13 protein-coding genes are annotated in these 18982 nt (G+C 60.5%); 6 read left to right on the top strand and 7 right to left on the bottom strand.

Annotation, left to right across the window (positions count from 1 at the left end; genetic code table 11):
• The first annotated feature begins 68 nt into the window (after nt 1-68).
• Entirely contained in the window at nt 69-3272 is a 3204-nt protein-coding gene (locus tag ACWUI2_RS18700) for an endo-1,4-beta-xylanase (protein ID WP_486984362.1), read from the top strand.
• Between the two features lie 162 nt (nt 3273-3434).
• Here ACWUI2_RS18700 and ACWUI2_RS18695 read toward each other — a convergent pair whose 3' ends face one another.
• Nucleotides 3435-4265 (bottom strand): sirohydrochlorin chelatase, encoded by an 831-nt coding sequence (locus ACWUI2_RS18695; protein WP_486984361.1) that lies wholly within the window; start codon nt 4263-4265, stop codon nt 3435-3437.
• A gap of 143 nt (nt 4266-4408) precedes the next feature.
• On the opposite strand from ACWUI2_RS18695, the gene ACWUI2_RS18690 reads away from it, so the two are divergent.
• Nucleotides 4409-4978, top strand: coding sequence for an OmpA family protein (locus tag ACWUI2_RS18690; RefSeq protein WP_486984360.1), 570 nt, complete (start codon nt 4409-4411; stop codon nt 4976-4978).
• A gap of 97 nt (nt 4979-5075) precedes the next feature.
• On the opposite strand, the gene ACWUI2_RS18685 is transcribed toward ACWUI2_RS18690, so the two are convergent.
• Nucleotides 5076-6464 (bottom strand): M20/M25/M40 family metallo-hydrolase, encoded by a 1389-nt coding sequence (locus ACWUI2_RS18685; RefSeq protein ID WP_486984359.1) that lies wholly within the window; start codon nt 6462-6464, stop codon nt 5076-5078.
• Between the two features lie 29 nt (nt 6465-6493).
• Nucleotides 6494-6799, bottom strand: coding sequence for a hypothetical protein (locus tag ACWUI2_RS18680; RefSeq protein WP_486984358.1), 306 nt, complete (start codon nt 6797-6799; stop codon nt 6494-6496).
• Nucleotides 6800-6969: 170 nt separating this feature from the next.
• Here ACWUI2_RS18680 and ACWUI2_RS18675 point away from each other — a divergent pair, with 170 nt between their 5' ends.
• On the top strand, nt 6970-7374 hold the full coding sequence (locus ACWUI2_RS18675; RefSeq protein WP_486984357.1) for an EVE domain-containing protein: 405 nt from the start codon (nt 6970-6972) through the stop codon (nt 7372-7374).
• 2 nt (nt 7375-7376) lie between these two features.
• Here ACWUI2_RS18675 and ACWUI2_RS18670 read toward each other — a convergent pair whose 3' ends face one another.
• The 3 genes from ACWUI2_RS18670 to ACWUI2_RS18660 all read right to left on the bottom strand — a co-directional run bounded on the left by ACWUI2_RS18670 (nt 7377) and on the right by ACWUI2_RS18660 (nt 13020).
• Nucleotides 7377-8447, bottom strand: a complete 1071-nt coding sequence (locus ACWUI2_RS18670) for a Gfo/Idh/MocA family protein (RefSeq protein WP_486984356.1) — start codon at nt 8445-8447, stop codon at nt 7377-7379.
• A 302-nt stretch (nt 8448-8749) separates the two neighbouring features.
• Nucleotides 8750-11917: an alginate lyase family protein gene (locus ACWUI2_RS18665; RefSeq protein ID WP_486984355.1), complete on the bottom strand. Its 3168-nt coding sequence runs from the start codon at nt 11915-11917 to the stop codon at nt 8750-8752.
• A 50-nt stretch (nt 11918-11967) separates the two neighbouring features.
• On the bottom strand, nt 11968-13020 hold the full coding sequence (locus ACWUI2_RS18660; protein ID WP_486984354.1) for a LacI family DNA-binding transcriptional regulator: 1053 nt from the start codon (nt 13018-13020) through the stop codon (nt 11968-11970).
• Nucleotides 13021-13339: 319 nt separating this feature from the next.
• Here ACWUI2_RS18660 and ACWUI2_RS18655 point away from each other — a divergent pair, with 319 nt between their 5' ends.
• Complete coding sequence (locus ACWUI2_RS18655; protein WP_486984353.1) at nt 13340-14398, top strand: LacI family DNA-binding transcriptional regulator; 1059 nt, start codon at nt 13340-13342, stop codon at nt 14396-14398.
• A gap of 210 nt (nt 14399-14608) precedes the next feature.
• Here the strand turns inward: ACWUI2_RS18655 and ACWUI2_RS18650 are convergent, their stop codons facing one another.
• The gene (locus tag ACWUI2_RS18650; RefSeq protein WP_486984352.1) at nt 14609-15514 is read right to left on the bottom strand and encodes a helix-turn-helix transcriptional regulator; all 906 of its coding nucleotides are present in this window, start codon (nt 15512-15514) and stop codon (nt 14609-14611) included.
• 72 nt (nt 15515-15586) lie between these two features.
• Between ACWUI2_RS18650 and nagB the strand changes: the two genes are divergently transcribed.
• Nucleotides 15587-17506, top strand: coding sequence for a glucosamine-6-phosphate deaminase (gene nagB, locus ACWUI2_RS18645; protein ID WP_486984351.1), 1920 nt, complete (start codon nt 15587-15589; stop codon nt 17504-17506).
• Between the two features lie 9 nt (nt 17507-17515).
• Nucleotides 17516-18916 (top strand): ROK family protein, encoded by a 1401-nt coding sequence (locus tag ACWUI2_RS18640; protein ID WP_486984350.1) that lies wholly within the window; start codon nt 17516-17518, stop codon nt 18914-18916.
• Nucleotides 18917-18982 lie beyond the last annotated feature (66 nt).

The raw sequence follows: 18982 nt of genomic DNA, 5'->3' as shown, positions 1-18982 counted from the left end.
CCGATCGCCGTGCGACGTTGAACTTGTTCAGCCCCAGCTATCACTCGTCCCTCACCATCACTTCGGCCATGCATCCTCGGACCTTCCTCGCCAACGCCTCCAACCACGTTTTCGCCCTCGTCGCTTGGGTCGCCCTGGGTTTCCTTTCCCAAACGACTTCCGCCGCCGCGACCGAATTCCGGGTAATCGACGACTTCAATTACAGCTCGTTGGCCAACGACCAAACCTACTGGACCCGCTACGCCGACATTCCCGGCAACAACCCCTTTGTCTTCAACGGGAATCTGGTGCTCCGCGCCCGCGACACCGCCTTCGCCTCGGCCGCGGTGACCAGCCCGCTCGATTTCGATTTCTTCACGACCGGCTTCACCCTCACCTTGAACGGCTTCTCCCACACCACTTCAAATCTCGCCGCCCAAGACGCCTATTTCCGGATCGCTTTGACCTCCCAGGACCGCCGTCAGTTTTTGGCGGACGACGCCATCACCTTGCGCATTCATCCTGCCCACGTCCGTTTCGGTTTCAAACTCGACCAACCGAACGTCGACGGTGAATTCCGGGCGGGAACCAGCACCGAAGAGAGCTTCGTCCAGGACTTTCCCTACACCGGAACGATTTCGCGGGTGGAGTTATCGGTCAACCGCATCGGCGAGCACAACGGCGTCTCCGTTATCAGTTACCGGATCGCCTTGGACGGAACTTTCGGGGCCAGCACTCGGATCACCCGGCATGGGACCTTTCGCATCCCGACCGAACGCTGGGGAACGGACGAAAGCGAACGCCGTTCCGCCCTCACCCTCGAATCGCGTCGTTCCCACCCGAGCGCCGGCGGCAACGACAGCTGGACCCGGGTCGACATCGGCTCCGTCACCTACACTCCCCTTCTCCCAATGCCCCCGCTTCCCGAAGGTCCCCGCTTGCGGGATCTCGCCGAACGACGCGGTCTCCTGATCGGCGTCGCCCTGCGCGACCAACTCAATGGCGCCGCGATGGGTCACATGGCCTACGACAGTTTCGCCACCGTCGCCGGACGCGAATTCAATATCTTCACTCCGGAAAACCAGCACAAATTCCAATTCGTCCACCCGACCCCCTTCCATTTCACTTTCGCCGCCGCCGACGTTTACGACCAGTTCGCCCGGGACCACAACGGGCTGTTACGCGGACACCCGATGGTTTGGTACAAGCCGAACAATCTCCCTTCGTTCGTCCTTCAGGAAACAAACCGGGAAGCCCTGATCGCCATCCAGGACGCCCACATCGCGGCCCTTGGCGCGCGCTGGGGAGAACGGATGCACGTCTGGGACGTCGCCAACGAGATTTTCTCCGACAACATCCCCGCCAACATCACCGATTGGCGCGACGCGTTGCGTCCTCCCGGGGAGGATCATTTCCACGACCACATCGGTCCGGACTACGCGGAGTTGGCCTTCCTCAAGGCCGCCGAAGTGCGTGACGCCCACGGCTTGAGTTACGAACTCATCTACAACGACTACTGGAACCACACCATCAGCGCCCGCTCAAACGCCCAATATTTGATGCTGCAAGATTTCGTCGCGCGCGGCATCCCGGTGGACGGCGTCGGGTTCCAGATGCACCTCGGACAAAACGAGCCGAACTACGCCCAAATGCGGGATAATTTCAAACGACTTTCCGACCTCGGCCTCAGTTTGCATATCACCGAACTCGATACCATCACCGCTTCCGGCGACGCCGGTCTCGAACGCCAGGCCCGGATTTACCATAATGTGCTCGATGTCGCCCTGCGAAACCCTCATTTCACCGTTTTCCAAACCTGGGGATTGAGCGACCGCTACAGTCACATGGAAAGCGCCCTTCGCCCGCTTCCGTTCAACGACCCCGCCACCGGCCACGCCTTCGCTCCCAAACCGGCCTACTACGCGATCCAGGATGCGCTTCTTTACGAACAGCGATCTCCGGCCATTCTGAACGGAGGGTTCGAGGCCGGACTCGAACACTGGACCACTTACGGGAATCCCAATCTTTCCCTCACCATCGCCACCGACCACCCACACTCCGGCAACCAGGCGTTGGCCGTCGGCAAACGCAACCGAGCATTCGAAGGCCCCGCCCAAAACGTCCGAACCCGACTGCTCGCCAACGACGCCGGAGCGGGACGTTATCAACTGGCCGGCTGGTTCCGCGTCCCCTCCGGTCCCACCCAGGTCCGCCTCACTCTTCGGCTCAACGACTCCACCGGCGTCATCCGCTACCTCAACGTCGACGGCGTCGCCGGTCCGGAATGGACTCGTATCAGCGACTGGATCCACGTGACCTGGTTCAAGGAATTGACCGAGGCGACGGTCTACGCCGAGACTCCCGGCAGCACGGTCGACTTCTTCCTCGACGACGTTTCCCTCGGCGACGGCAACCTACTGCAAAACGGCACCATGGAAGCCGGGACCGCTCCTTGGACCGCCCTTGGTGGCTTCACTCTTTCGTCAAATACCAGCGAATCAGGCCGTCGCTACGGCACCCGGGGGCTCCGCGCCGAAAACCGGTCGCTGCCATGGAACGGCCCCAGCCAATCGATCCGGACCGCCCTCGAAGCGAACGGACCCGGACGGTATCAACTCTCCGGTTACATGCGTTCCGATCTTCCCGGTGAGATCGGCAAACTCACCGTCCGGTTGACCTACGACGGCCGGAACGTCTTCCGCAACGTCCAACGTGAACTCTCAGACACCCGCTGGACGCGCCTGTCCGGCGAGATTCAACTCGATTGGGACCAACCGCTGACCAACGCGATTTTCTACGCCGAAACCGATACCGGAACCGAGCCCTTCGGCCTCGATCACGTCTTCCTCCGGAAAATCGAAACGACCGGCGGAGAACTCCCTCTCCACCCATACGACGCCTGGATCGCCGCGACCTTTTCCCCCGAACAACTCGCCGATCCCGCCACCGTCGCTCCCACCGCCGACCCCGACGGAGACGGCCTCCCCAATCTCCTCGAATACGCCCTCAACCGCGACCCGCGCATCCCGGATTCCGCTCCCCCGGTTCATTTCAGTCGACAAAACGGATCCTGGGAGGTCAGCCACCTTCGGTTTTCCAACCCCACCGCCGCCGGCATCACCTATCATCTTGAAACAAGTACCGACCTGATCGACTGGGCTCCGCTCGAGACCCCCGAGGTTGAAATCGACCCGGTCGAAAACGGTTGGGAAACGGTCCGCGTCCGAACTCCCGCCACCGGTTCCTCCGATCACCCTCGCCGGTTTTTCCGACTCCGGGTCGAGAAACAATAAACCTACACTCTGCATTTGAAATAGCCGCGACGTAGCGTAAGCGAAGCTAAAACCTCAAAAGGCTCAAAAACGGAACTCCTTCATTTCACTCTCCTTTTTTGCGTATTTTGCGCCTTTTCGCGGCGATCCACTGATTTTCTCAGGATAGGATAATGACCGGGTTCAATCCCCCACCTTGGCCAGACCTTGCCGCATGCGATCGGCCAATATTTCGATCAGGCGGGGATGATCGCCGACCAGTCCGGCTTTGATAACTTGCAACCCCGGGTGGGCTCCTTCCGCTTCCCGGCAAATGACGTCGAGATCCCCCCCTTCGCCGGCGTGACGCCCCGGGGACAAAAACAACGGCGCCAGGACAACCCTCCCTTGATTAAAGCCGTCACGGGTCAAAATCGCCTCCAACAACGGGTCGTTGAACCGATAAAGCTCCCCCGGTCGTCGTTCCATCGAAGCCGCCGCGAGCCGCGATATTTTCCCTTCAAGAAGCGAAGCGAGCTGTCCGGCCACAAAATTCCGCACATACGTCACTTCCGGGACCGGACTTCCATGGTCGACCAAAACCACCGCGGGTCGTTCCCCCGCCGGAATCTTCTCTTCGACCCGCTCCTGCAAAATCGTCGCCAAACGGAGGTCGCCCCCTCCCTCCACATCGAAAATCGTCGGAGCCACCCCGACCCGGAGGGCCGGAAACTCCTTTTGCAGAAATGCGATCCGTTTCGGCAAATAATCCGTCCAGGCCAAACTCGGCCCGAAAAACAGCGGAATCAAAAGAAACCGCTCCTCCCCATCCTCCAACCGACGCCGGAGCGCCGGCTGCAAGACCTCCGCCGGGATCCCTCCCAGCTCCGCCGGATCGACTTTGCTCGAATGCAGCAACGACACGGGAGCCACCGACCTCCCCGTCGCTTCCCCGAGCTGCGCGGCGATTCGGCGCAAGTTCAGCGTCGACGACGCCCGCAGCGAGCCGTTGTCCACCAGGAGGCAGGTCACCATATTTTTCGAAACTGGACGAAAAAAGCCACGATTAGGATTGTTTTTAAAAAAAGGATTCGGAAAGATACCGCCCAATTGAAGATCCTTTGAATTCACCGGAAGAATTTCAAGATACGTTTACCGCTAACCAGCCATTTTCATCCATGAAGAAAGCTCTCACTTGTTCGATTCATCTCGCGCTGCTTGTTTCGGTGCTGTTCCTGAGCGCCTGCCAACAACGGCCCAACCGTCCGTCTCCCGACCAAACCCTCAGCGGCATGGGTCCGGGCGACAATCTCCCGTTCGACGTGGTCGGGGGCAGCGGCGGGGACCTCCTCTTCGACAGCGACTCCAGGCTCCAGGCCCGGGGCGCCGGCGACCTCTACGGGGAACAGGTTCGCGGCGTGCTCCAACCGATTTATTTCGAGTTCGACCGCTCGACTCTCAGCCCCGCCGAACGTCAAAAGGCAGTGGCCGCCGCGGAACACCTCCGCAGTAATTCCCGCGACCGCTTGCTGATCGAAGGACACTGCGACTGGCGTGGCACCACCGAATACAACCTCGGTCTAGGCGATCGCCGCGCTTCCGCGGTCCGGGATTATCTCATTTCAATCGGCGTCGAAGCCAATCGCTTGGAGGTACTTTCCAAAGGCGACCTCGAAGCCCGCCAAGGCGCCTCCGAACAGGAAATGGCCCGCGACCGGCGCGCCGAACTCGTCATCCTCCGAAACTAAACCTTCGCGGAAAGAATTTTTTCCCAAAAAAACCGGGGCCGCGAGGCTCCGGTTTTTTTGTCCCCGGTTTCCCCAGGGAAAATCTCGCAGACTTGGCTCAGCCCGCGTTCGTCCCCCCACCGTCCGCCACCGCCGCCAATACCTGCCGGGAAACCTCGATGCCTCGGCTCATGACGCCAAGATGGAAACTTTCGTCCGGCGCGTGCAGATTGTCCTCCGGCAAAAACAGCCCGATCATCAGCGAATCCAATCCCCAGGTCCGTTTAATATCTCCGATGATCGGCACGCTTCCTCCTTCCCGCAGATAGAGCGGACGGCGACCGAAATTCTCCGAGATCGCGGCTTCCGAAGCCTGGAAGGCACGGCTCAACGCGGGATTCTGGTCCGAAGGCGTGTTGGGACGTCCCGGAGGAACCACCAGATACGGCACTCCCCCATGCGAATTCTTGATGTCAAGCGTCACACCGCGCGGACAACGTGCCCGGATGGCGTCGACCACCCGCTTGCGAATGGTGTCCGGATCCTGGTTCGCGACCAACCGGCAAGTGATCTTAACCCTCGCCTTGCTCGGGATCACCGTCTTGCTCCCCTCGCCTTGATATCCCCCGCCAATTCCATTGAACTCCAAAGTCGGTTGAAAACGGACCGCCTCAAACGGTGAAAACTCCGGAGGGGTATGAAATTCCTTCACCCCTAAGAATCGCGCATAATCCTCTTCGCTGGTCTCCAGTCGGGCGAGTTCGTCCCGCTCCCAGGCCTGCACATCGAGCACCTCGTCGTAAAAACCGGGCACGTTCACCCGTCCGTCAGCCGTATGAAGCGACGCGCAAATTTCGGTGAGCGCCTGGATCGGATTCATGATCGCCCCGCCGTGCACCCCGGAATGAAGATCACTCTTCGGCCCGGTGACCTCCACCTCGAGGGCGATGATCCCCCGGAGCGCCGTAGTGATCACGATCTGGTCCGGACGCGGGCTGCCGGTGTCGGAGAGCAGCACGAAATCCGCCTTCATTCGCTCCTTATAAGTGTCCAGGAAAGCTTGAAAACTGGGACTGCCCATTTCCTCCTCCCCCTCGATCAGGAAGGTGATCCTCAAGGGCAAATCGGGCCGCTCGCGCAGCAATTGCGTAACCGCCGCCAAATGCACGATCAACGGCCCTTTGTTATCGGCCGCCCCGCGTCCGTAAATCCGTTCGCCCCTGACCTCGGCCTCGAACGCCGGACTGGACCAAAGTTCCAACGGATCGGGCGGCTGCACATCGTAATGTCCGTAAATGATCACGTGGGGCCATTCCGGGTTTCCGCCGCGACGACCGAGAATGATCGGGTGAAGAGGAGTCCGCACCACTTCCACTTCCATCCCCGCCTCCGTCAGTAACCGGCACACGTAATCGCGGGCGCCCTCCATTCCTCGCGCGTAAGCCGGATCGGCCGAAACACTGGGAAAACTGATATACTCTTTCAAGGCTGCGACAGGATCATTCATACCGGTGCAACCCTCGATCAAACCCGGCTTTAGGTCAAGATCGCACCCGGGGAATCAACGACCCGGATCACCTCGGCGACCCCTTCCGTTTCCCGGGGCTCCACTTGCCGGTCCCGCAACCAAAAGAATCCGAAAATCCCGGCGACCAAACCAACGGACAAACTCACTCCCAATAACACCAGCATCGCGCCGCCCCGCTCCAAGCGGTAACGGGGGCGCACGAAACGATCGATCAGCGGAAAGAACACCAAAGTCGCCGCCATCGCGGCCACCGCGCCGAGGGCGACCGCGCCGGCGAGCAAAGGAAGTTCGGGTTGAACCAGATCGGGATCCATTCGCAAACTGTTGATCGCCCAAGCCATCTTGGCAACTGAAAGAGGCCAGAGCTATTTCATCTGGACGATTGTTGGAGTCCCGCCTTCAGGCGGTCCCCACGTGTGAAAGAGGCGACGCTCTAACCTTCCGGACTTGCCCCGCCTCGGCTCCACTCCTAGCGTCGATTCCCATGCAATACTGGCTGGTGAAACAGGAGCCCGAAGCGTATTCCTGGCAGGATCTTGTGCGCGACGGAAAAACGACATGGGACGGCGTGAGGAACTATCAGGCCCGCAACAATCTTCAAAAAATGAAAAAAGGAGACCACGTCCTCGTCTACCACAGCGTCGGACCGCGCGAGGTGGTCGGCGTCGCGAAGGTCTCCCAGGCCGCTTTCCCCGATCCGTCCAGCGACGACCCCCGCTGGATTGCGGTGGAATTGACTCCCTATAAGACACTCGACCACCCGGTTACGCTCGACCGCATTAAAGAGACCCCGGCCTTGAGCGAAATCGCCTTGATCAAACAAAGCCGCCTGTCGGTCATGCCGCTTTCCCGCGAGGAATACGACTTGATCCTGAAGCTGGCCCGCTGACGTCAGCAAGCCGCGGCGGCCGCCGCTGCCCGCGCTTCGGCCCGATGGGCGAGGATCTCGTCCATTTCCCGGGGAGTTCCGATCGACGGAGCTTCGAGACTGGCCGCATCGAGCATCGCCTGGGAAACTTCCGAGGCGATGACGCTGTCGCGGGCCGAAGGAAGGCGCGAAACATCCCCGGTGTCGAGCGCCTGAGCGAAACGCTCGACCATGACATCGGTCTTCTTTCCACCATAAGGCGCTTCCTTTACGCCGCAGTATCCGACGCCGTGATACTCGATCCGCGCCGTCTTGAAATCGTGCCGCATCCGGACCACCCCCTTGGTGCCGATCACCTCCAGGCCGCAACTGACGGTCTTGGTCTCGGCCAATTGCCCGTAGACGAATCCTTGGGTGATGTTAAAAACGATCCCGTTCTTGAACGTCCCATGCGCGTTCACCCACCACGGATCCTTCCACCCCCACATCCGAACCCCCTGAGCGTGCCAACGGTCGTATTCACTGTTCGCATACCAGCGCGCCACGTCGACATAATGCATGCCGCAATCATGGAACGGCGGACCTTCCGGATTGTGCCCCTCGGTCGGCATCAGGCCGGGCGTCTGGTGAAAAACCGACACGACCGCCAACTCGCCGATCTCTCCCTGGCGAATGAAATCCTGGATCTCGTCGTGATACCAGGCATTGCGATTGAAGATATTGACCGCCACGATTTTGCCCGACTTCTCGATCGTATCGAGCAAGGACCGTTCGCCGGAAATCGTATCGGCGATCGGCTTTTCCGCCACGATGTGTTTTCCCGCCTGCAACGCGTCCATCATCAACCGGGGCCGCACGTCGGCCAAGGTGTAGATCCCGACCGCGTCGATGGTTGGATCACGCATCAAATCGTGAGAGTTCCTCGTCATCTTTACTCCCGCGGGCAGCATCTTCCTCGCCTTCTCCAAACGATCCTCGTTCAGGTCGCAAACCGCCGCGATCTCCCACCGCTGACTGTTCTTAAAGGAGTCGAGGAACCGAAACCCCATCCCTCCCAATCCAATGATGCCGATTTTATAGGTTTTTGAGTTCATTTATCACACAGGAAAACACATGGACGATCCAGGCACAACATCGGTCTGATACAAACGCCGATCACCGAAAATATCAGTCCACTGATGGCTGTCCGAAACGGTCCCGGAAAGTGCCGTCCTCGGCTTGAAATGCATATGGACGACATCCATCGATGCATAAAAGTCGGGTGCTCCGCTCCGGCCGTCATGATAGACGCCGGGGCCGGCCCCAGGCACGCGCAGCCGTTCGAAATGCTCCGAGAACCAAGCCCGGACTTCCCTCAGTTCCATTCGCACCTTGCCCATTGACTTGCTCCGTTCCCTCACTCGAGGGTTTTCGTCAATACCGGCAACCCCGCCGCCGGATCCGAATCGACCGGACCGAATCGGTAATTGCGCCGGGGGACCAGCTCCCAGATCCCCTCTTCCGTCGGCTCCAAACGTTCGCCGGGCTTCCCCTCCCCATCGAGAACCGTCGCCGCCATGCTTCCGTTGGCCGACGACACCCGCACCCGGGCCGGAAAATCATCATCGTAGACCAACAGAAAACCGCCATCCTCCAGCCGCTTCCAACTCCAATGGGCCGGAAGAGTCAAGGCGATCTCCAACCCGGGCTGATTCAACTGCCGTCCTTCAACCAAAGTGGCTCCCACCAATTCGCCCCCGGAATCATGCCGGAGGAACACATCCCGCCCGAAAAACCGCACATCGCCGAAGCTCCCGTGACGTCCTCCCCGGCCCCAAGTCAACAGATCGACCCGCCCGTCGGCCATCCGAACCCGGACCGCGCCTTCCTCGCCGGCGGGAGCGGCGCCCGGCCCCGGATCAATCCCCGCCACCGGATCGCCTTCCTTTCCGGCACGCCAAAGGGCGACATAATCCGCGCGTTTCCCTTCGCGTGAAACCAAAATCGTCGAACGGGTCCTATCGCCGGTCCAGGGGGTGGTTGCGGCGTGGTAGGTGGTTTCACCCGCCCCCAACACCGTCAGGAAAAACCGTTCTTCCGTCTCCCCGTGGCTCCACTGGCTCTGCCAATCCCGATCCGAGGATACCGACTGTCTGTCTTTCAAATATGGATACCCATGGGCGTCGGCCAACTTCGCGGAGTCCGCCCGGAAGCGCAGATTCGACTGATCGAGTTCTCCGAAAACATGGAGCGCGTAATCGACGACGGTCGGACGGGTGGCTTCGGCCATGGCGATGTCCAAGGTGTAATCGCCCGCGTTGATCAACCGGCGACCGATCGCGGCGTGCTCATACACCCGACGGTTGGCGGCCCGGACGTAACCGAAGTCTGGACCAGCCGTGAACGCCTCCAATTCACCCGCGGTCGATTTTCCTTCCTCGTCGCTCACCCATGTCGGACTCGTCTCAGTCACCGGCGCGTGCGATCGGCGATCGACCACCAGGGTGTTGTCGCTCACCGTCGGCAATACCCAATAACGATGAATGTCCGTCGTATAACTAGCCCACTTCCCGGAACCCGACAACCACCGATGGTCCTGGCTTTGCCAAAACAGGCCGAGAGAATTGGCGTGGTGGTGCCCGGCGGTCTTTCCTTGCGGTTTCCAGATCATCGCCCCTTCCCCCGGCGAACGACCGGACGACCCCCGCAACACCGCCATCCCGACATCGTCCAGAAGCGTGCTTCCGACCACATGACGCACCGCCGAACCGTCGAGCGAGGTTCCGATCACCATCGGCGCCGGAGCAGCCCGAAACCGTTCATCCTCCACGAACGTTCCATCCCGCTCGATGCCGCGAAGATGCCCGAGGCTTAAAATGACCGGTAGGCGGGCGTCGGCCCGCCGAATGCCGCGCGAAGCTTCCCACTGCCACCGGTAAGCCGGATCGGGATAGTGGCGGTAAGCCAAAGCGTATTGCCAGGCGTTCAACTGCATCGGCAACGTGTAGGCCGTCTGCGAATTTCCGAACGGCGCTTGGTTGCCGTTGGTGAAGGCGTGCCAAAACGATACATCGAACATCCGGCGCAACTCCCGCTCGCCGTCCCGGTAATTCCAGAGATCCAGGCCGTTGGCCGACAACGCCCCCAACGTCAGTGCGAAAGCCTGCTTGGTGAAATAGTGATAGGCGATCGATTGCGCGTAGTAGATCCCTTCGCGGTCAAGGGTGTTGGCAAGTTGCCAGAAAACACCGGTCGGTCCGTTCAATCCGTGGTCCAGATACTCGGGATCGTCGAGAACGATTCCGAGGCTGACGATCGCCGCGTTGTGCCAGGTTTGCCAATTGCTTTGCCTCCGGTCGTTGCGGGTCAACGTCACATATCCTTCCCGCATCAACCCTTGCTCGATCTTTTCCCGCTCATCCGCTTCCAGCGTCGGATAAATCAGATCATACGCCCAGACCAGATCCAGGAAGGTCATCGCTTCGTTCAAGGTCTGGCCGGTAAGCCGTCCATCGGCGTATTGCCGGACCACCGGGATATCGGCGTAAAACTCCGCGTATTCGACCAACGTATCCGCCACCGCACGACGAAAATCTTCTTCTTCGAAAAAGGCCCAGCCTAAAGCCAATTGCCGAAGGGCCACCGAATTCCGCTGGTGCTGCCCGTCCCGCTTTCTCGGCAAATCACGTCGTCCGGTTTGCAGCGACGGCAAGGCCACCCTCGCCTCCCGTCGCAAAAGATCGAGCGCCCCTTTCATCTCCGAATCGGTCTCCGCCATTTCCTTGAGGGCCTTGATTTGAGGTTCGGTGATAAACAGGCGGGGGTGCGGATGCAACGGTCGCTCGACCGTCGGCCGATGCCCGGTCAATTCGGTCTCCATCCTGACGTCCCCTCCGGTGGCCGGATCGGTCACGACCAAACGAAACACCCGAATCCCGGCTTCCGGCGCGGGCAAAGTGACGGTGGTTTCATTCGACGACAACACAGCCAGTTCACGCTCCCGTCCCTCCCCATCAACCCCCGACAAACGCGTCTTCCCCGCCCGCGTCTCCCGCTGCCACTGCCAGGAAACGACCACTTCATCTCCACGCGACACCACTTCGAAAAACCGAGGGGGCAACGGCGGCAGCACGTTTTCAACCGTCGCGGTCACCCGGGCCGACCGACCGCCGTTCGCCACCGCCAGTTCATATTCGTAAACGTGGCGAGGGGCGGTTTCGCGGTCGACGAAACGATCGGCTTGCACCGTCGCCAACGTCGTCCAGGAACTCTCCCGAGGGCGCACCGTCCGTCGCCTGATTTCGACGTCCGTGGTCCCCGGCGCCTCCAGCCACCACCGAAGCTCCACCGCCCCGCTCCGTAACGTCTCGGCGCCGAGCGATTCCCGCAACTCCAAGCCAGGCAACGGCGAGGTCACAGTGAATCGTTCCTCGGCCGACGGCGACAGCTCCACCGCGACCGTCTCGCCGGGAGCTCCACACGCGGTCAAAGCCAACGCACCGGTCGCCGCGCCAAAGGCCAACAACGAGCGGATCGGACGGCGGGCACACCACCCCCGACGGGGTTCATTTTTGTCTAAACTCACGGGATTGTTCTGACGCATATTCGGATACTTCGAATTGAAAGGAAAGACCGCTACCAATCGGTGGTTTGGCGTTTTGTGAATGTCGACTCCAATAAGGTCCGCCTCATCGGTCCGGCATCCCGTTGCTCGATTCCCCGGATCAGAATCCGGACCGCCTCGCGGACCATTTCGCCCGATGGCCGCCGGATCGCGCTATACGGAGGCGTGCAAATGTCGCCGACCCGAAAACGACCGCCGATCAACATGTCGCCGATCACCACCAATTGCAGGTCCCGGGGAACCGCCAATCCGAGCTCTTCCGCGGCCTGGAGCACATCGAGCCCCATCCAGTCCCCCTCGCAGATCACCCCGCACGGGTGCTCGACGGCCCGCAAGGCCCTCTCCACACACTCCTTGCCCGCCACTTCGACCACTTCGCAGCGCAAATCCCGGTGGTGGCCGAATCCCTGGAACACCGCCGCGCGACGCGATCGCAATTGATGACCGGTGCCGGGAGTGAACAGGATCAAGTGACGACAGCCGGCGCGCCGGAAGCCCAACAAGACCTGAAGCAACGGAGTTTCATAATCGACCTCCACCAAACCGGCTTCCGGAAGTCCGGGCAAAGCGGATTCCAGGAACACCGTCCGGGTGCCGGATTGCCGCAATTGCTCGATCGTCCGGGTCCAACCCCATGCCGCGTCCGACGGCAACCAGAGCAAGCCATCGACTCGCTGACCGAGCGCATGCTGAATCGCTTTACGTTCGGCGTCGCGGTCAGGACTGAAACTGAAATGGATCGACATCCCATACCCGTGCGCCTTCGCTTCCAACTCCCCGGCGTCAAGCATTTCCGGAGTGTTCCACGGGGCCACCAAACTCAAAAATTGCGTCCTGCCGTTGCGAAGCGCGGTCGCCAGACGATTCGGGATGTAATCGAGTTCCTTCGCCTTCGACAAAATCAATTTCCGGGTGGCTTCCGAAAACCGCCGGTTCTCCGGATTACGCAAACACTGGGAAACCGCCCCGATCGAAAACCCGCAGGCCTCCGCCACCATCCGCAACGTCGCCTGAGGAGGCGACGGCAGAACTTCCCCGTCCCGTTGAACCACGGCGTCGTTCATTTCAATCCGACCGCGAGGCCGTGAAACTTTCGCCCGGACGTCGGGCACATTGACCAAAGAATAACAAGATTCATGAAAAACCGAGGTGTCCGCCGACCGGGAAAGAATCCTGCTCCATCCCCGGAAGGGCGTTTTTTACTTGTGCTAAAAGGTTATAACACTACATTTTTCCCAATCAAGGAGAATTCTCCCTTTTTCCATCGAAGGTCGATTCTGTCGCAAAAAACGCAACGGTTGGGCTTGCTCCTCCCGGGGAGCTTCCCTTGACTGGACCCGACTTCGTCTCTTTAATCATTCTCAACACAGGACAACCAACTTCATGCCGGTGACTGACACTCCCAATAATTCCGACGCGACCAAGTCGCAGGCTCCGATCACCCTGAAAACCTTGGCCGAAGCATGCGGCGTCTCGATTGGCGCGGTTTCCCAATGTCTCCGCAATCCTGACAACACCCGCTTTTCCCAGGACACCCGCTCGCGGATCCTCGCCAAAGCGCAGGAATTGAATTACATTCCCAACCGGTTGGCCGCCGGCCTCCGCGAGGGCCGGTCGAAGTTCATCAGCCTGGTGGTCCCCTGGAACACCCCCGAAGCCCTCGACGCCGCGGAACTGGAAGCGAACGCCCACGGCTACGGCCTTTCCATCCATTTCACCGTCGCTCCCGACCTCGACGCCGAACGAAAGGCGATCCGCTACGTGCTCGGCCAGCGGGTCGACGGCCTGATCTGGCTCCCGTCCGACACCGCTTGGGGCTACACCCGCACCCTCAAATTGTTGCGACAATCCGGCACCCAGACGGTCTTCCTCGAAGGAGCCCTTCCCGGTCTGCCGGAGGCGGGCTTGGTCGAGGTGAATTACGAAACCTCCCTCCTGCGGGTCCTGGAAGGCTACCTGAAATCCGGCTGCGAACAACTCGTCCTCTTCACTCCGGGAACCGGTCACCAGATGCGGGCCCGCCGCGCCGCGGTCTTCGATCATTTCTGCCAACGTCACGCGGTCTCCGGCCAAATCGTCACGGTCAACAGCGACCAGGACATCCGCTCGACTCTCGATACTCTCACGAGCCGTTCCGGTTTGATTTGCGAAGGGGACTGGATGGCCCTGGACATTCTGAAACACGCCGAGGAGAACCATCTCAATTTCCCCGACGACCTGCAATTGACTGTGATCGGCGACATGTTGATCGGAGGCCGTTTCCGCGTGGGCGAAATCTGCCGCCCCACCTACAGCGCCATCCGCCGCCCTTCCGGCGACATGGCCCGCGAAGCGGTCCGCATGCTGATCCACGCCGTGGAAAATCCAAGTTCCTCCCCCCTCCCCCGAAAAATCCTCGAATCCGAACTCATCCAACGCAACACCACCCTCCCCGCCAAATAGTCTGCGTCCAGGACCCACCCTGGAATGAACTGCTGCGTCACCAGGCTGGATGGCATCCTGCCGTCCGCCGTCGGCGTCGGTTTCAGAAGAAGGTCGGCGGAAGCCCCTCGATTTGGCCGCCTGCAATGCCATCCCCCGGCATTCGCCGTGAAACAAATCGGTGGCGGATGCTTCGATCGTGAGGAGAGAATTCGGAGCTTCCAAGCAAAGTCAGGGAGCGAAAAGTTCATCCAAAGCGCCGGTGTGGAGGAGGCGGCGGCATTCACTGGGGGTGCGGCCGGTTTCGCGTTGGATGAAACGGGTGAAGACCGCTTGCGAACGAAAACCACTTAACTCCGCGATTTGGCCGATCGAGAGGTGGGCTTGCTTCATACCGGCGATAGCCCGATGCAGCTGGATGTTCGCCCGGTAACGGCGGAGACTCACTCCGGTTTCCGCTCGGAAACGAGTGCGAAGATGGCGCTCCGAAACGTTGATCTTTTCCGCAATTTGCCGAATGCTCCACCCTTCACGCAACGATCGCAACACCAACGACTCCACTCGCGCGATCCACGATACCCCCACCGCTTTCGCCCCGGGATCCCCCCGGCCAGAGGCCTCCAGCCCAGCCGTCAGGCGGAGCATGACTTGATCGAGCGTCACGAGGATTTCGGCCGCCCTCCCCAGTTCCTCCTCCGGGGCATTCCATACCTCCACCGTCCGCCGCAGGAGCCCGACCGTCCTCGGGTCCGGGCGAAGGATACGCTGATTCAAGGTTTCCAGCTCCTCGTTGCCCGACTCAAGATCGAAGGTCACGAACAACCAGCGCAAGTCGGTCTCCTCCAGATCCATGTAATGATGAAACTGATACGGCAGGACCAGGAGCGCGTCGCCCGGTCGCAAGGGCCGGCGGCTTCCTTCCAGGCTGACCACGCCGGCCGTCGCCACCACGAAAATCAAGACGTGCCGATGATGGGAGAGATTGGTCAGGCGGCTTTGTTGAAGATTGGTTTTCGAATCCCGCATGAAAACCACCACGTTGCGGGTCCGGATCCGGGAAGGGGAATCGAGACCCCGGTAATAACTCGGCGGCTCCGCCCCCACTTGGGGAAAATCGATCTCGGTTGGGTCCTTCAAATTGCCGAAATCATCAAAAAATCAGCCGATATTGTCAAAACCTTAACTATACCCGCGTGATATACTCCCACCATGGCCAAGTTTTTCGAGTCCGAATCCGCCCAAAACGAACGTATCCTCACGGTCAGTTACACTTCCGCCGACGAAGCCTGCACCCACGTCGCCGATGCGATTTGCGAATTGATCGCCGAGCGCCAGGCGGCGGGCAAAAACGCCGTTCTCGGTCTCGCCACGGGATCGACCCCGGTCCGGCTTTACCGGGAACTGATCCGCCGGCACCGCGAAGAGGGTCTTTCGTTCGCCAACGTCATCACGTTCAACCTCGACGAATACTACGGGCTCGCCGGGGACCATCCGGAGAGTTACCGGCGGTTCATGCAGGAACAGCTCTTCGACTCGATCGACGTGAAACCGGAGAACACCCATGTTCCCGATGGGACCGTCGCCCGCGAGGAGGTGTTGCGAACCTGCCGCACATACGAGGAAGCGATCCGCAAGGCGGGCGGCATCGACATCCAGATTCTCGGCATCGGTCGGACCGGTCACATCGGTTTCAACGAACCGGGTTCGACCCCCGACTCCCGGACCCGCCTGGTGACCCTCGACAGTCTGACCCGGCGCGACGCGGCCCGCGACTTTCTCGGCGAGAAAAACGTCCCCCGGCATGCCATCACCATGGGGGTCGGCACCATCCTCGACGCCCGGAAGGTTTTCCTCCTGGCCTGGGGCGAAGCGAAGGCCGACGTGATCGTCCAATCGGTCGAAGGACCGCAAACCGAGGCGATTCCGGCCAGTTTCCTCCAACAACATCCGGCCTGCGTCTTCTGCATCGACGAAGCCGCCGCCAGCCGGTTGACCCGGGTCCGTTACCCATGGTTGGTCAAGACGGTCGACTGGACGCCCGAGATGATCCGCCGCGCTGTCATTTGGCTTTCCCGGAAGGTGCAAAAACCGCTTCTGAAGCTGCTCGAGGAAGATTACTCGGAGAATGGCATGGCCGATCTTCTGACCGAAAAAGGTTCCGCCTATGAATTGAATATCCGGATGTTCAATACGACCCAGCACACCATCACCGGTTGGCCGGGCGGCAAACCGAACGCCGATGACAGCCACCGTCCGGAGCGGGCGGAACCGTTTCCAAAGCGGTCCCTGATTCTCAGTCCGGAACCACTCGACGACGTCTATTGCATGGGAGGGACCTTCCACCGCCTGGTCAACCAGGGGAACGATGTCACCGTCGCCTACCTCACTTCCGGCAATCTCGCGGTCCCCGATAGCGAGGTGCGGCAGGTGATCGAATTGATGCTCGAACTCGGTGAGGAACGCCAGAGTTCCGAGGACCTCAAGTTCGCCCGGTTGGTCGCCCAACAGCTCCGGGACAAAGGGGACTTCGGCGACGACACTCCCGAAATTCGGCGATTGAAGGGGTTGATGCGCCGGGCCGAAAGTCGTTCCTCCGCCCGAATTCTGGACGTCGACTCCGACCGGCTTCGATTCCTCGACCTCCCGTTTTACGAAAAGGGCCGTTACCGGCGATTCCAGCCGACGGAAGAAGACACCGCCAAACTGGTGGAACTCCTCCGCGAGCTCCGTCCTCACCAGATCTTCGCCACCGGCTACGGCAACGATCCGCTCTCCGTTCCCGCCCTCGGCTTCGAAATCCTGCGCCACGCCCTCCGGGAAATCAGCACCGAAAAGTGGTTGGACGATTGCAAGGTGTGGCTCTTCCGCGGTCCCGGGATGGAATGGGAAACCCATGAAATCGACATGGCCGTTCCCCTCTCGCCGGACGAACTGGAAAACAAAATCCACGGCATTTACCAACATCAGACTCAACGCAACCAATCCCCGACCATCACCAAGGGGGGAAGCGGCAACACGTGGAATCTGGCCAGCGAGATCAACCACGCGACCGCCGACGCCTACGATGCCCTCGGTCTCGCCGAATACGAGGCGATCGAGGGTTTCAAACTCTGGAAAATCCAACTCTGACCCCACACCATGCTCCCAATCACACCGCACTTTCGCCCGGAACTCGATCCGGACTTCCTTCCCGCCTCCCTCTGGAACAGGGCCTACCAATCCTTGGCCGCCGACCACCGGTCGGGACGTCCGGTCCACTTTGGAATCCATCGCCAGGGTGGGGTCGCCTGGACCTATTCCACCCGGATGCTCCCTGACGAAGCGGAATTCCGGGAATTGAACCTCCTCTTCAGCGAACGCCTGGTCAAGACGCTGCTCTGGGCTTGGGGCGGACACCGGGTCTCCATTTCCGGCGCTCCCGACATCGTGGCCAGCCTCCAAAAAATCTACCACCCCGGGGGAGCACGGGCCTTCGACGAGAAATTTCTCGGCAAGACCTGCTTTCTCCAGCCGTTCATCATCGACGAAAGCGGGACGCAAGAAATCCCAACCGGAAACGCCGGTCAATCCAACAGCCCAGTCGGACGCCATCTGGACGGGTGCCGGATCGGATTCGATCTCGGTGGCAGCGACCGAAAATGCGCCGCTTTGATCGACGGCGAGATCGTATTTTCGGAAGAGGTAAAATGGAATCCCTACTTCGAAAGCGACCCGGAGTACCACCGGGCCGGAATTCGCGACAGCCTGCAACGGGCGGCCCGGCATCTGCCTCGGGTCGACGCCATCGGCGGCAGCGCGGCCGGCATTTACATTGATAACGAACCGCGGGTCGGCTCACTTTTCCGTGGCATCAGTCCGGAGGATTTCGACCGCTCGATCCGCAATCTCTTCCACGACCTTCGGGCCGAATGGAATCATGTTCCGTTCGAAATCGCCAACGACGGCGATGTGACCGCCCTCGCCGGCGCCTTGTCGATCAACCAAAACGCTATTTTGGGCATCGCGATGGGAACCAGCCTCGCCGCCGGTTACATCGACCCCGGCGGGCGGATCACCGGTTGGCTCAACGAACTCGCCTTCGTGCCGGTCGATTATCGGTCCGACGGTCCGGTCGACGAATGGAGCGGCGACCGCGGTTGCGGCGTCCAATATTTTTCTCAACAAGCCGTCGGCCGCCTCCTTCCCGCCTCGGGCATCCCGTTCGACGCGGACGCCGGTCTGCCGGAACAACTCGAACTCGTCCAACAAAAGATGGCGGAAGGCGACGCCCGGGCTGCCGCGATCTACTCGTCGATCGGAGTCTGCTTCGGGTATTCATTGGCCCACTACACCGACTTCTATGATTACCGACATCTCCTGTTCCTCGGCCGCGTCAGTTCCGGCGCCGGCGGCGACACCATTTTGCACGAGGCCCGCAAAGTTCTCGAAACGGAGTTCCCGGCGATCTCCGGAAAAATTCAATTCCATATTCCCGACGAAAAAACCAAACGACACGGCCAAGCCGCCGCCGCAGCCAGCCTTCCGCGCATCGCTCGGTGAAACGGATACAGCCGTTTGACGGAGCTAACCACGAATGGACACGAATAAACACGAATGAAATGAAAA

It is taken from the genome of Verruconatronum alginivorum (assembly GCF_056590205.1).
This window is presented reverse-complemented; position numbering and strand designations above follow the sequence as displayed.